The following is a 14,604-nucleotide window of genomic DNA, read 5'->3' on the forward strand; positions in this document are numbered from 1 at the left end:
TTGAGAAAGTCAGGAGGCGTACCAGTGAGTTTTGGAAGAGTAGTCACGGCAATGGTTACACCATTTGACGAGCAATTACAGGTCAACTGGGATCAAGTAGAGCCATTAATTAATTATTTAATTGAAGAACAACATTCAGACGGTCTTGTGATCTGTGGGACGACAGGGGAGTCACCTACGCTGTCGGAAGATGAAAAGCTGCGACTCATTGAACTATCCGTTCGTGCAGCAGCGGGACGCTGCAAAATAATTGCAGGTACTGGAAGCAATGATACAGCACATACGATCGCTTTTTCGCGCAAAGTTGAACAACTAGGCGTGGATGCGCTGCTTCTTGTTACGCCTTACTACAATCGTCCGTCACAGGAAGGGTTGTATCAGCACTTCAAAGCTGTCGCTGAAGCTGTGAAGACTCCTATTGTGCTTTACAATGTGCCTGGCCGAGCAGGTGTGAATCTGGATGCGGACACTACGATTCGACTTTCCCAAATCCCGAATATCGTGGCAACGAAAGATTGCTCGAATACGGACCAAATGACACGTATACTTACGCATGCTGCTCCTAATTTCCTCGTGTACAGCGGTGATGATAGCAACACATTGCCTGCATTGGCTATTGGTTGTGAAGGAATTATCAGCGTTGCGAGTCATGTGATTGGAAAAGAAATGCAAACTATGATAAAGTATTATCTAGAAGGCAATATCCAGCAAGCTGCTGAGCTTCATCGTAAGCTTCATCCTGTATTCACTGGCATTTTCTGTGCACCGAGTCCTGCTCCAATTAAGCATGCTCTTGCACTCAAAGGTATTGAAACAGGTGGCGTGCGACTTCCGTTAGTTCGTGTATCCGAGCAAGAAGGACAATTCATTCAATCACTTTTTGTATGATCATGCCTAATGAATCGGTGCTTCCGGCATCGGTTTTCTTTTTTTGGGAAATCTAAACGTATTCAGTATTGACTTGTATTTGCTGTTTTTTTTCATGTATAATGGTTGCAAGTGACTAGTTCGGTTTTTTCATTTAAAATTCGTCGTCCAATCTATGAAGGAGGTATATTCTTGTCCAAAAAAAATATTGATAAACTTTTGATCTTCGCTCTTGGCGGCGTGGGCGAAATCGGAAAAAATATGTATTGCGTTCAGTATGCGAACGATATTATTGTCATTGACAGTGGTTTGAAATTTCCTGAGGAGGACATGCTCGGGATTGACATTGTCATACCAGATATCGGGTACTTAACAGAGAATCGGGATAAAGTACGCGGCATCATCATCACTCATGGCCATGAGGATCACATCGGTGGCTTACCTTACGTGCTTAAACACCTTAACGTTCCCCTCTATGCTACGAAGTTAACGATGGGACTTATCGAAGCTAAGCTGAAGGAAGCTAACTTGCTCGGAACGACAAATCGAATTCTAATCAATTCGGAATCTGTCCTTCCACTGGGCGTTCTTACGGCAACTTTCTTTAAAACCAATCATAGTATTCCGGATTCTGTGGGTGTCGCACTTGATACGCCAGAAGGTGTTGTTGTCCATACGGGAGATTTCAAGTTTGATCAAACGCCTGTTAATGAACAATATGCAGATTTGCATCGTATGGCTGAGATCGGAAAGAAAGGCGTACTTGCCTTACTTTCAGACAGTACGAATGCAGAACGTCCTGGCTACACGGGCTCTGAGCGCGGCGTAGGGATTGAGATTGAAGAAGTGTTTCGTAAAGCGAAGCAAAGAGTTGTTATTGCGACTTTTGCATCCAATATTCACCGTGTTCAACAGGTGTTTGATGCAGCGGCAGCAACGAATCGCAAAGTGACAGTTATTGGTCGCAGTATGGTTAACGTTGTATCGATCGCTAGCGAATTAGGTTATCTGCACATTCCAGACGGCATGTTGATTGAGCCAGAGGAAGTTAATAAACTTGCAGCTGACCGTGTCGTTATCCTTTCTACAGGTAGCCAAGGCGAACCGATGTCTGCACTAACAAGAATGGCACGTTCCACCCATCGTAAAATTGATATTTTACCAGGGGATACGGTTATTATTGCGGCAACTCCGATTCCAGGAAATGAGCGTTACGTTGGCAGAACGGTCGATGAGCTTATGCGCATTGGTGCCCACGTAATTTACGGACCGGGATCCGTAACAGGTGTTCACGTGTCAGGTCACGGAAGTCAGGAAGAATTAAAGCTGATGCTGAACCTGATGAAGCCTAAATACTTTATTCCAATTCATGGCGAATATCGCATGCTGCGTCAACATGCTATTCTTGCCGAATCTGTCGGCATTCCTAAAGAAGATATTTTTATGTGCGATATTGGTGATACCGTTGAAATTCAAAATGGTGCTGCACGCAAAGGATCTAAAGTTCAAAGCGGCAATATCCTAATTGATGGACTCGGTGTAGGGGATGTAGGCAACATCGTATTGCGTGACCGTAAATTACTGTCGCAAGATGGGATTTTAGTTGTCGTGGTTACATTAAGTAAACAAGATGGCAAAATTTTGTCTGGCCCGGATATTATTTCACGCGGATTTGTTTATGTTCGTGAATCCGAAGGACTTCTCGAAGAAGCCAATCGTATCGTAACAAATACGTTAACAAAACTTATGAATGAAAATGTAAATGAATGGGCATCTTTAAAAACAAACGTGAAAGATGTTCTCGGACGCTTTTTATATGAACAAACCAGAAGAAGACCAATGATTCTTCCTATCATTATGGAAGTTTAGGTACTCGAACAAGTCACTTGAGCCTATGCAAATAGTAAAGCTCTCTCCAATTGGAGGGAGCTTTTTCTTGTTGCTGCAAAGTGACGCATGCATGAAAGCATACAAGTTTATTCATACTATGGGAGATCTTGAACATCTTGTATGTGTAGCATAATTTGAAAGGGGATTATGAAGTGGCATCAGCACCAGGCTCGAAAGAACAGGAACAAGAACCGGGAACAGAGGAAGTCAAGAAAAATGTGGTTCTCGAAAATATCCAACAATTAGGACAAACGAATACGGTTTCTGGTGAATCCAATATATTTTGTCTAACGATAATCGGGCAGGTAGAAGGGCATATTGTATTACCACCTCAGAATAAAACGACCAAATATGAACACCTTATTCCACAACTCGTAGCTGCCGAGCAAAATTCTAAAATCGAAGGCGTAATGATCATATTGAACACTGTAGGTGGCGATGTGGAAGCAGGATTAGCTATCGCTGAAATGATCGCGACTTTATCGAAACCTACGATTGCATTGGTCTTGGGTGGCGGACATAGCATAGGTGTTCCAATTGCCGTATCTGCAGACTATTCGATCATCGCGGAAACAGCGACCATGACGATTCATCCAATTCGAATGAATGGTTTGGTGATCGGTGTGCCACAAACCTTTGAATATTTAGATAAAATGCAAGAGCGTGTTGTTAGATTTGTTACGAAACATTCCAATGTTACGGAAGAGAAATTTAAAGAGCTCATGTTTAAGACAGGGGAACTCACGAGAGATATTGGTACAACGGTAATTGGGATTGATGCCGTTAAGTATGGTTTAATCAATCAAGTGGGAGGTATAGGTGATGCAATAAGGGAGTTGAACAGCCGGATTGAAGCTAAGAAAGCCGCGAACTCCGGGGGACTTGTTCAATGATCCATTATTCAGTTATACCAATGGAAGTCATATTCGAAGGCTTCGATACGTATACGCCTCAATTTTTAGATATTGAGCAGGATGGCTTTATGATGCAAATTGAGCCATTAAGCGGGTATCAAGCGCGTATTGTAAGGCTATATAGCTGCAATCCACAAGACTATTTGAATGAGCAATATGCACCAGGCACTCTCATTTCTTATCGACCGCAAATTGAAGCTATTTCAAATAGGTAGGTTCTGTTCCCGTATCATCCCTCGAGTCAAATATGGTATAATGTGGACTTGGGGGTGACAATCTTGGCAAAACGCAGGAAAAAAACGAAGGCTGTTAAGACAAGCTTATTATTTGAGCTATATGGAATCCTCATCTTGATTTTCTCAGTGATTGCCCTTGCACACCAAGGTCATGTGGGGAATTCTTTGATTTATTTGTTTCGTTTTTTTGTGGGGACTTGGTATTCGCTCATCCCACTCATTTTCATTTATGTGGCATTGTATGCGATGATTAAACGTGCTTGGCCGCAAATGATTACTCCCAAGAAAGCGGGCATTTTGTTATTTATTCTTGGATTATTAATCAAGAATCATATCGATTTATTCGCTCAGTTGTACCCTAACAATGATTTCACATCAGGTAAAGTCATTTCTTCGACTTGGTCGGCCATGTTAGATGGACTGCACCCAACGGAAGCAGGTAGGGCTTCACTAGAACATGGCATTGGTGGAGGAATGATAGGCGCATTTTTATACAGTATACTGTACTTCTTGTTTGATTACCTTGGTGCTAGATTGATCCAATATATGCTTTTTGTAATGGGTTTTATTCTCGCGACAGGTGTTTCTTATGTGGATTTAGGTAACATCGTGAAGGGCCGTTTCAGTAATGTTGGTCAAAACTTTAAAGACAGAATGAAAGAATGGTTGCAAGACCGAGAAGGACGTCAACCGCAAACCGCTACAGCAGGAGCACCACCAAGTAAAGCGAAGAAACCGGCTTATGTTCCTGTTGATGATGAGTTTGACGAAGAGGTTTTCCAACCTGTGAAGAAGGCGAAGAAATCACCATTGTTTATGGAACTCTTGCGTCCGATCAAAGAGAGCCGTAAGAAAGCAGCTGCTAGAGAACAAGACGATATTGAAGATCCATTGTCAAGTTCAGAGGACGAAGTGAGCGAGGAAGAAGTTGTCTACTCGAATACGGTTCAACAAACAGCTGAACCGATACATAATACTGGTGAACAACCAGGTGCACCGATTATTCGTGATTTTCAAGAACAAGTTATTCAGGAGGCTCAACAAGCTGTAAGACCTTCAGCAACTCCAGCTCCCTTGACACCTAACGTTCCGACTTCCTCGGCAGCGAATAATGTTGAAGGCGATGAGAATGAACCGATTACGCTTGAATTTCAAGAGGAAACCCCTGTTATTGCATCTCGGCCATATGATATACCATCGCTTGACTTACTAGCCAGACCTGCTTTAGGTAAGGGAAGTGAGATGGCGGACTATAAGGCAAATGCCAGGAAACTTGAAGCCACATTAGAAAGCTTTGGCGTTCGAGCGAAGGTGCTTGAAGTCGTTCGAGGGCCTGCAGTAACCCGATATGAAATCCAACCGGATGTTGGTGTGAAGGTTAGTAGAATTGTGTCGTTAACCGATGATATCGCGTTAGCACTTGCAGCCAAGGATATTCGAATGGAAGCACCAATACCAGGAAAATCAGCAATTGGTATCGAGGTGCCGAACTTAGAAGTATCTATTGTTACTATGCGTGAAGTCATGGAAACATCTGCTTTTCAAGAATCTAGCTCACGTTTATCCGTAGTGCTTGGACGAGATATCTCTGGACAGCCGATTGTAGGTAATTTGGCTAGAATGCCACATTTACTCGTTGCGGGTGCTACTGGTTCTGGTAAATCTGTATGTATCAACGGGATTATCACTAGCATTCTGTACAAAGCTAAACCAAATGAAGTGAAATTCCTCATGATCGATCCGAAGATGGTTGAGTTGAATGTCTATAATGGCATTCCGCATCTACTAGCGCCTGTTGTTACGGATCCGCGGCGTGCATCCCTAGCACTCAAGAAAATCGTTGTCGAGATGGAGAAGAGGTATGAGTTATTCTCCAAAAGTGGTACACGGAATATTGAAGGCTACAATGCGATGCTAGTCGAAAGTGGAACAGCTGCTCCGTTGCCTTACTATGTCATTATTGTCGATGAGTTAGCAGATCTCATGATGGTAGCTGCCAATGATGTGGAAGATTCAATTTGTCGTCTTGCTCAGATGGCCCGGGCAGCTGGAATTCATTTGATTATTGCGACACAACGGCCGTCTGTTGACGTAATTACAGGTGTTATTAAAGCGAACATTCCTTCCCGTATCGCTTTCGGTGTATCGTCGCAAGTAGACTCACGGACGATTCTGGATATGGTAGGAGCGGAGAAGTTATTAGGGCGCGGGGATATGCTTTATTTACCTGTAGGAGCTTCAAAACCGGTACGTATCCAAGGTGCATTCCTTTCGGATGGTGAAGTTGAACAGGTTGTTGGCTTCGTACGAACGCAAGAGCAAGCCAATTATCGTGAGGAACTCGTTCCTCAAGTTGAGGAAATGCCAGAGCAACAGAATGAATTTGAGGACGAGCTCTACGATCAAGCTGTACAAATAGTGTTGGAAGCGAAGCAAGCTTCGGTTTCCTTGCTACAACGGCGCATGAGAGTCGGTTACACACGTGCAGCCAGATTGGTCGACGCTATGGAAGCCAAAGGGGTTGTTGGCCCTTATGAAGGCAGTAAACCGCGTGAAGTACTCATCTCGCTAGAACAATATCATCATAATCGGATTAGTTCTTAATCCGTCTAAGACAAGCACTCTCCAATGGAGAGTGTTTTTATTTGTATAATCATTGACTCGCTTTCTCATAATAAGCAAGAAAAGGCTGTAATTTGAAAAGTGAGGATGAGTAGGGGAATGAATAAACGACTAATTGTCATTACATTTTGTATCGTCTTTGTCTTGGTGGTAGCTTTTCAATTGAAGGGCAGATTGCATCCACCGACGGAAGAAACTTTTAGTAAAAATGAAGTGCGGTATGGTGCAACGGGTTCAGATGTTTATGAACTACAAGGCAGATTGAAGTTTATAGGATTTTATAGTGGCGGCGTCGACGGTGATTACGGGTACAAGACATTAACAGCCGTGAAGCGATTCCAAGGTGAATTTGGCATGAAGGTAGACGGGATTGTTGGCCCGAAAACGAAATTGAAGTTGTGGGAAGCGACGAAAAGCTGGAAGCCAACAGCGGCTGAGACAGGGAACAACGCTAACCAAGGTGCTAACAATAAGGGAACCGCAGGTACCGATTCACAACCAGCTAATTTAACGCCATCCAATAACCTTGGATATTCCGAGCAAGATATCAATCTAATGGCGAATGCCGTCCATGGTGAAGCGCGGGGTGAGCCATTCATCGGGCAAGTTGCGGTTGCGGCCGTCATCTTGAACCGAGTGAAATCGGCAAGTTTCCCGAATACCGTCTCTGGTGTTATTTTCCAACCTGGTGCTTTCACAGCCGTAGCCGATGGTCAAATATGGTTAACACCGAATGAATCATCCAAAAAAGCCGTAAAAGATGCGTTGAATGGCCTAGACCCTACAGGGGGTTGTATCTATTATTTTAATCCGGAAACCGCAACGTCCAAGTGGATTTGGACTCGAAAGCAAATTAAAAAAATCGGTAAACACATTTTCTGTGTGTAATTTAAAGTTGGACAAGGAGAAGGGACCGGCATTGGTTGCTTCTCCTCTTCGTATAGGAATATAATGGATTTATTACACGGACATAGAAGGGAGACTGACCTTTGAAGCCTACTCAATTTGAGCGAAGTAGTTGGAAGCATATCCGAATGCATGTTTTGCCGACAGACCGTTTCAAAACATTTGCTATTTCTGTATACATAGGACGTCAACTAGATGAGGAGACGGTCACAAGTACCGCAGTAACACCTTTTATCCTTCGCAGAGGGACAGAACTACGTCCTGAAACGAAGCAATTTCGGGAGTATTTAGATGATTTATACGGTGCAGGGTTTGGTTTTGATATCTATAAACGCGGTGACTATCAAATTGTTCAATTACGAATGGATATTATCAATGATCGCTTCGTCAAATCAGCTCATTCCTTGTTGAAGCAAGGACTGGAATTTGTGGGAGAGACATTAACGCGCCCTGCATTAGAAGATCAGCATTTTCGTAATAAATATGTAGATGCCGAGAAGCAGACACTTCGGAAACGAATTGAATCCGTCATCAATGATAAGATCCGTTATGCGGCCGAGCGTTGTATGGAAGAAATGTGCAGCGGTGAGCCTTACCGACTTCATCCTTTAGGTAAAATTGAAGATCTCGACGGTATGAATGCGAAGCAGCTATACGAACAATATAAAGAATGGCTTCAAACCTCACCAATGGACATTTATGTCGTTGGTAACACAACGCTAAGCGAAGTAGAAGAAATCGTGAAGCAATCGTTCGCAATCGAGCGAAATGCGGATGTTGGCTATGTAACCTCGGCACCGCGCGGCGTGACAGGTGATGTGAAGACGATTGTTGAACGATTGGACGTTAATCAAGGTAAGTTGAACATGGGGCTGCGCACGAACATTTCGTACAGTGATAAACAATATCCTGTTGCACTTATGTATAACGGTGTGCTTGGCGGGTATCCACATTCCAAACTATTTACCAATGTTCGTGAGAAAGCGAGTCTTGCTTATTATGCTTCTTCCCGTTTTGATGGGCATAAAGGCATTTTAACAATTCAGTCGGGTATTGAGATGGCCAATTATGAAAAAGCCGTTGATATCATACGCAAACAATTGAAAGCGATGGAACAAGGAGAAATTACCGATATTGAATGGAGTCAAACGAGAGCAATGATTTCCAATCAATTACGGGAGATTCAAGATTCCGCCTTCGAGTTGATTTCCTTTGATTTTAATGCGATTTTGTCTGGCAAAGAGCGTACAGTCGCAGGCTTGATCTCAGCTGTCGAACAAGTCGACATTCCAGCAATTGCAGAAGCGGCTAAACGAGTTCAATTGGACACGATATACTTTTTACGGGATCAGAAGGGGGAGTAGACCATGCAGAGTATTCCATATCCACATCTCGGTGAAACCATTTATCATGAAAAGCTTGATAATGGGCTGCATGTGTTCGTGTTACCCAAAGAAGGTTTCCAAAAAACGTATGCAACATTTACAACGCAATATGGCTCTATTGATAACCATTTTCAAGTTCAAGGTAAAGATGAAGTGCGAGTACCGGATGGTATTGCGCATTTCTTAGAGCACAAAATGTTCGAGGAACCCGAGGGAGACATTTTTGCAACGTTTGCAACCAATGGTGCATCAGCCAATGCATTTACAAGCTTTGATCGGACGGCTTATTTATTTTCATCGACAGACCGCTATTTGGAAAATTTAACGACATTAATTAATTTTGTGCAAAATCCTTATTTTACAGACGAGAATGTTGAAAAGGAAAAAGGGATTATTGGGCAAGAAATTAAGATGTACGAGGACAATGCGGACTGGAGAAGCTATTACGGATTAATTGAATCCTTATACTCAAAGCATCCCATTCACATTGATATCGCGGGAACCGTTGCATCTATCGCCGAAATTACCAAAGAAACCTTATATGAGTGTTACAACACGTTCTATCATCCGAGCAACATGAGTCTGTTCGTTGTAGGAGGCGTTGACCCGCAAGAGGTTATTACCTTAGTCAGAGAGAATCAAGCTGCCAAAACCTTTCCGCCACAAGGCGAGATCCAAAGGTTCTTCCCTGAAGAACCGGTCGAGGTCAAGGAATCCCGCAGGCTTATTTTACTTCCAGTTTCGCTGCCAAAATGCTTAATGGGCTTCAAAGAAGCGGCCCCAGCAGTGACAGGTAAACCTCTGTTAGTACGAGAACTGACAACGAAATTAATGTTAGATATTTTATTTAGCTCGAGCTCGGAAATGTACCAAACGCTTTACGATGATCAGCTCATTTCAGATAATTTCGGCCATGAATACAACTGTAGTGATGGTTACGCTTTTTCCATTGTTGGCGGCGATACGAAGGATCCAGAACAATTAATTACCAGAATCCGTGAAGAGGTTGAAAAAAGAAAAGCGAACGGACTTGATGAGGTTACCTTCGAACGCAGTCGGAAGAAAAAGATTGGCAGCTTCCTACGAATGATGAATTCCCCTGAATCCATTGCCAATGAATATACCAAGTATCGTTTTAAAGGGATCGATCTTTTTGATATCTTGCCGGTTTATGAGCAGCTAACTCTTGATGATGTGAATCGTCGATTCCGTGAGCACTTTGATTGGAGTAAGCTCGCAGTTTCTATTGTACAGAGTCGTGAAACAACGTGACGTTTGCAAAACCATTTAGTGAACAAACCGTATTAATTACCGGGGCAAGTAGGGGAATCGGTGCTGCGATTGCGCAACGATTTGCCGCGGTAGGCATGCAGATTGTGATTCATTATCGTGATTCACATGAGGCTGCAAATGAAATTGCTCGATCGTGTATGAAGCAAGGAGCAACTGTGTTAACCGTATCGGCGGATATTCAATCCCATGAGCAAATTCTTAAAATGAAAGATAAGCTCACTCAGATGAATATGATTCCGGACATCATCGTGAATAATGCAGGGATCTCTCATTATGGGATGCTCTCCGATGTGACGGAAGAGGATTGGGATCGCGTCATGAATGTTAATCTGAAAGGTTCTTTCCTTTGTACACAAGCATTTATGGCAGCAATGGTGCTACAAAAGTATGGGAGAATCATCAATGTTTCCTCGATATGGGGAATCTCAGGTGCGTCTTGTGAGGTCTTATATTCAACAGCCAAGGGTGGGCTTAATGCCTTTACTAAAGCATTGGCCAAAGAACTAGCTCCATCCGGTGTTACGGTGAATGCCGTAGCACCTGGGGCTGTCCAGACCGATATGATGGCTGGTTTCCAGGCTGATGAACTCGATGCAATTACCAACGAAATTCCTGTTGGACGGCTTGCGTCACCGCATGAGGTAGCCTCTCTCGTGTATTTCTTAGCCTTACCTGAATCTGGGTATATTACAGGTCAAATTATCTCACCCAATGGAGGCTGGCTTACTTAAGGTCAGGTATCCATGGCAATGAAGCCCACGCATAAATCGGTGTTGAGAAGCGCATATTACGTATGTAATGACCATTTCTCATAACTCAAAGGAGGCTTCTTACAATGGCTACTGTACTTAAGGTGTTCGACAAATGGAAAGAGTTTTTGGCTGAACGCGTGAGTCAGGCTGGACATGCAGGGATGAGTGATGAAACCATCTCCAAGCTGGCTTTTCAAATTGGGGAGTTCTTGGCAGACAAGGTTGATCCTCAAAATGAGCAAGAACGAGTTCTCAAAGAGTTGTGGGATGCTGGGGATGAACAGGAAAAGCATACTCTTGCTCGCCTCATGGTAAAATTAGTAGACAAAGGCTAATAACCGTTTTACAATTCAATAGGGTATGATGTGAAAGCCTCCTCTTTCGGAGGCTTTTGCATGCTTTATAAGCTGGAAAGGAATTATTACTTTATGCACAAAAAACGACTTATACTAATTTTACTCTTGCTATCATCTTTACTCGCAAGTTGCGGAAATCGCGGAATTCCCACCATTAAACAAGAGCTTCTAGATCAGAAAATGTCTGTTCTCATGCTATCAAGTGCAGGGTTAACGCCGACCGCGAAAGAAGCTATAGGTCAAGCCCTCAAGAGCTGGCGAGATGCGAATTCAATCGCTTATGATTGGGTGAAAGATTTGAATGCGCTGGATGAAAATGTGGTTTCAAAGTTGAAAACGAAATCATATGATTACATATATGTGGTTGGAAACGAGCTGTTCCCTTCAGCCAATGAAACGATGGCATTAGGTCTTTCAGCAAGCAAATGGACACTTTTGCAAAGTCAGCCGTTCGCAGGAGGCACTGCAGGTGCGGTGAATGAGCAAGCTGCTGTGCTCCAATTGGATCCGCAACAGATGGAAACGTTGAAGAACAATGCCATACAGAATCTCATTTTTCAAAATACGGTTATCGAATGGGTGACGCAACCTGATCGTCCGATCCCATCTGTATGGGCGCCTTCCGAAGAGGCGGACCACATTGTGTTTCTAAACAACACGCAATGGTTTCAGCAATTGACTCTTCAAGTTCATCAACATCATGCAACTTGGGTAGTCTTTTACAGTCCTGTTGAGGAAGCTCAGCTTCAGAGAGCCAAAAATTTAGGTGTATCGGTATTGGACTATACGGGTGCGCTGACGGCTGATCTCAACTGGCAACAAGTGCTGGATAACCGATTAGCGATGATGAAAACACATGCTTGGCAAAAAGGAGTACAAACCTATAACGCGCAAGAGCTAAAAGAACTAAAAATGAAATAATGTCTGACATGTGTGGATGAAGAGAAGGAAAATGGCGGAATTTGTAGAAATTAATAAGATGGACATAAACTAAGCAGTTTATTTACAGATATGTGTGACAGAGATGATGATGAGGTGGAAGAATTGGACGTTAAAGAATGGTATATGGAGTATAAGATTCACAAGAACCGTCCTGGGTTATTAGGAGATATAGCTTCATTAATGGGGATGCTGGATATTAACATCGTAACGATTAATGGGGTTGAAGATCGTACACGTGGTATGTTGTTGCAAACGAATGATGAAGAAAAAATTGATTTAATGGGTAAAATGTTGAGAAAAGTAGATAATATTACTATTACTGCTTTGAGACCCCCTAAATTAGTTGACATACTAGCTGTTCGTCATGGCAGATACATTGAACGCGATTCCGATGATCGTAAGACTTTTCGGTTTACGCGAGACGAGTTAGGCTTGTTAGTTGATTTTCTTGGTGAGATCTTTAAGCGAGAGGGTAATCAAGTTGTAGGACTGCGTGGTATGCCTCGTGTTGGTAAAACGGAGTCAATTATCGCCGGCAGTGTATGTGCGAATAAGCGTTGGACCTTCGTATCTTCCACACTCCTAAGACAAACAGTTCGCAGCCAGCTTTCCGAGGATGAAATGGCCCCAAACAATGTTTATATCATTGATGGGATTGTTTCGACGATTCGTTCCAATGAAAAGCATTACAGCCTCTTGCAAGAAATTATGGGTCTCCCTTCAACAAAGGTTATTGAGCATCCAGACATCTTTATTCGTGAATCGGAATACACCTATAATCACTTTGATTATATTATTGAGCTTCGGAATAGCCCGGATGAAGAAATTAACTATGATTCATTTACGTACACGTCCGAACCTTTTTAGCATTTCAAACGTCAATAACAGGATTCATAATTCCGTCGGGGAGGTGACCATATGTCTGACTTAGGCTATATTTTGCGCAAAACACGTCTGGAAAAAAAGATATCGCTGGATGATCTTCAGGAAGTAACCAAGATCCGCAAACGCTATCTTGAAGCGATAGAAGAAGGAAACTACAAGGTATTGCCTGGAAGCTTTTATGTGAGAGCTTTTATCAAAAGCTATGCGGAAGCTCTAGGACTTGATCCGAATGAAGTTCTGAATATGTATCAGTCGACGCTTCCAGCCCCTACGATTGAGAAGCCTGTTGTCGAAGCGATTCGTAAGAATAGATCGAGTGTTCGTAATACAGAAAAGATGAGCCGCTGGGCATCCAGCCTTATGTTTGTCTGTTTTATTTTGCTAATTTTCGGGATCGTTTACTACTATACGTACAAGAATTATAAGGGAACGCCAGCGGATGAGAAGCCAGCCCAAACGCAATCGCCACGCATTACAGATTCGACGAATCCTTCGCCGAGCACATCTATGAATGCAACGGGGGATGGCAAAGCAACGGCTATCGCAACGCCAACGCCTACACCAGCTCCAACACCAACACCTGCAGTTCAAGTGAAATTCAGCGCTACGGAAAAGGGTGTAGATAATTACATCATTTCTGGAACGGGTAATTTAAAGATCGAATTTAAGATCACTGGATCTTGTTGGATCGCTGTAAATGCTTTAACGCCTGAGGGTGAAAAGGGAGCTTTGCTGCGGCAGAAGCTGTATAACACTGGCGATACGGATACATTTGATTTGGCAAGTTCAGCTTACTTGAATGTTGGCGCAGCTAGCGCGTTGCAGCTCATGGTCAATGGCACACTCGTTCCTGTTGGAGATACGCCGAATCCGAAGCGGGTTCAACTGAATTTGCAAAAAAGCTAGCAATTTGGCAGTTCCTGCGCTTTCCCGGGTAATTAAAATAGCTAGTAAGGGAAATATTCAAAGCCATTGGCGGCTGGATATTTCCTTTTTTATGTGTTCTTGCTATAATGCTAATGTAATTTGATGGAAGGGATGTTGGGATGTAGATGAGTTCAGAGAGTTCGTTTGATATTGTATCCAAAGTAGATATGCAAGAACTAAATAATGCGATTCAACAAGCGGAGAAAGAGATGTTAACCCGTTTTGACTTTAAAGGCAGTAAAAGCAGTATTAAATTAGACAAAGATCAGCTTGTTGTCACTTCGGATGATGAGTTTAAGCTTCAGAACGTCCTCGATATTATGCATGCCAAAATGACGAAGCGCGGAATCTCAATCAAGAATCTAGAGTATTCCAAAGTGGAGCCAGCCGCTGGTCAAACGGTCAGACAGAAAATCAGCATGAAGCAAGGCGTCGATCAAGAGAATTCTAAGAAAATTAACATATTGATTCGTGATTCCAAATTGAAGGTGAAAACTCAAATTCAAGGTGATCAAATCCGCGTAACTGGCAAGAGTCGTGACGATTTACAGGCTGTTATTGCTTTACTTCGGAAAGCAGATATTCCCTTAGATTTGCAGTTTGTGAATATGAAATAAGCTGGAAAATAA

The 14,604-nt window shown here is 42.9% G+C and carries 14 protein-coding genes; all 14 read left to right on the top strand.

Translation table 11 applies throughout. The annotated features are described in order from the left end of the window. Window positions 1-24: 24 nt before the first annotated feature. Complete coding sequence (dapA, locus tag AC58QT_RS03130; RefSeq protein ID WP_497407629.1) at window positions 25-888, top strand: 4-hydroxy-tetrahydrodipicolinate synthase; 864 nt, start codon at window positions 25-27, stop codon at window positions 886-888. A gap of 171 nt (window positions 889-1,059) precedes the next feature. Then, window positions 1,060-2,736 (top strand): ribonuclease J, encoded by a 1,677-nt coding sequence (locus AC58QT_RS03135; protein WP_310500268.1) that lies wholly within the window; start codon window positions 1,060-1,062, stop codon window positions 2,734-2,736. A 173-nt stretch (window positions 2,737-2,909) separates the two neighbouring features. Then, a complete protein-coding gene (locus AC58QT_RS03140; RefSeq protein ID WP_497407630.1) occupies window positions 2,910-3,650 on the top strand; it encodes a ClpP family protease in 741 nt (246 codons plus the stop codon). Further along, window positions 3,647-3,886: a YlzJ-like family protein gene (locus tag AC58QT_RS03145; protein ID WP_497407631.1), complete on the top strand. Its 240-nt coding sequence runs from the start codon at window positions 3,647-3,649 to the stop codon at window positions 3,884-3,886. The genes AC58QT_RS03140 and AC58QT_RS03145 overlap by 4 nt, the downstream gene beginning before the upstream one ends. Before the next feature lie 63 nt (window positions 3,887-3,949). Further along, window positions 3,950-6,511 carry a DNA translocase FtsK gene (locus AC58QT_RS03150; protein ID WP_497407632.1) on the top strand — a complete coding sequence of 854 codons (2,562 nt, stop codon included), beginning with the start codon at window positions 3,950-3,952 and terminating at the stop codon, window positions 6,509-6,511. A 117-nt stretch (window positions 6,512-6,628) separates the two neighbouring features. Then, window positions 6,629-7,417 carry a spore cortex-lytic enzyme gene (sleB, locus tag AC58QT_RS03155; RefSeq protein ID WP_497407633.1) on the top strand — a complete coding sequence of 263 codons (789 nt, stop codon included), beginning with the start codon at window positions 6,629-6,631 and terminating at the stop codon, window positions 7,415-7,417. Window positions 7,418-7,518: 101 nt separating this feature from the next. Next, window positions 7,519-8,799: an EF-P 5-aminopentanol modification-associated protein YfmF gene (yfmF, locus tag AC58QT_RS03160; protein ID WP_497407634.1), complete on the top strand. Its 1,281-nt coding sequence runs from the start codon at window positions 7,519-7,521 to the stop codon at window positions 8,797-8,799. A gap of 3 nt (window positions 8,800-8,802) precedes the next feature. Further along, a complete protein-coding gene (gene yfmH, locus AC58QT_RS03165; protein WP_497407635.1) occupies window positions 8,803-10,092 on the top strand; it encodes an EF-P 5-aminopentanol modification-associated protein YfmH in 1,290 nt (429 codons plus the stop codon). Beyond that, complete coding sequence (gene ymfI, locus AC58QT_RS03170; RefSeq protein WP_497407636.1) at window positions 10,089-10,844, top strand: elongation factor P 5-aminopentanone reductase; 756 nt, start codon at window positions 10,089-10,091, stop codon at window positions 10,842-10,844. The genes yfmH and ymfI overlap by 4 nt, the downstream gene beginning before the upstream one ends. A gap of 104 nt (window positions 10,845-10,948) precedes the next feature. Beyond that, entirely contained in the window at window positions 10,949-11,200 is a 252-nt protein-coding gene (locus tag AC58QT_RS03175; RefSeq protein WP_028558337.1) for a DUF3243 domain-containing protein, read from the top strand. 60 nt (window positions 11,201-11,260) lie between these two features. Further along, window positions 11,261-12,142 carry a hypothetical protein gene (locus tag AC58QT_RS03180; protein WP_497407637.1) on the top strand — a complete coding sequence of 294 codons (882 nt, stop codon included), beginning with the start codon at window positions 11,261-11,263 and terminating at the stop codon, window positions 12,140-12,142. A 90-nt stretch (window positions 12,143-12,232) separates the two neighbouring features. Beyond that, complete coding sequence (locus AC58QT_RS03185) at window positions 12,233-13,030, top strand: DUF3388 domain-containing protein (protein WP_497360045.1); 798 nt, start codon at window positions 12,233-12,235, stop codon at window positions 13,028-13,030. A gap of 51 nt (window positions 13,031-13,081) precedes the next feature. Then, on the top strand, window positions 13,082-13,954 hold the full coding sequence (locus tag AC58QT_RS03190; RefSeq protein ID WP_497407638.1) for a helix-turn-helix domain-containing protein: 873 nt from the start codon (window positions 13,082-13,084) through the stop codon (window positions 13,952-13,954). Between the two features lie 146 nt (window positions 13,955-14,100). After that, complete coding sequence (locus AC58QT_RS03195) at window positions 14,101-14,592, top strand: YajQ family cyclic di-GMP-binding protein (RefSeq protein ID WP_310500257.1); 492 nt, start codon at window positions 14,101-14,103, stop codon at window positions 14,590-14,592. Window positions 14,593-14,604 lie beyond the last annotated feature (12 nt).

The sequence above is a fragment of the Paenibacillus sp. J31R109 genome (genome assembly GCF_059692055.1).

Bases quoted from the DNA above. Each gene is read 5' to 3' on its own strand.
- AC58QT_RS03175 (WP_028558337.1), top strand. From the start codon at position 10,949: ATGGCTACTGTACTTAAGGTGTTCGACAAATGGAAAGAGTTTTTGGCT.
- AC58QT_RS03145 (WP_497407631.1), top strand. From the start codon at position 3,647: ATGATCCATTATTCAGTTATACCAATGGAAGTCATATTCGAAGGCTTC.
- AC58QT_RS03180 (WP_497407637.1), top strand. From the start codon at position 11,261: ATGCTTTATAAGCTGGAAAGGAATTATTACTTTATGCACAAAAAACGA.
- AC58QT_RS03185 (WP_497360045.1), top strand. From the start codon at position 12,233: ATGTGTGACAGAGATGATGATGAGGTGGAAGAATTGGACGTTAAAGAA.
- yfmH (WP_497407635.1), top strand. From the start codon at position 8,803: ATGCAGAGTATTCCATATCCACATCTCGGTGAAACCATTTATCATGAA.
- AC58QT_RS03195 (WP_310500257.1), top strand. From the start codon at position 14,101: ATGAGTTCAGAGAGTTCGTTTGATATTGTATCCAAAGTAGATATGCAA.
- sleB (WP_497407633.1), top strand. From the start codon at position 6,629: ATGAATAAACGACTAATTGTCATTACATTTTGTATCGTCTTTGTCTTG.
- AC58QT_RS03190 (WP_497407638.1), top strand. From the start codon at position 13,082: ATGTCTGACTTAGGCTATATTTTGCGCAAAACACGTCTGGAAAAAAAG.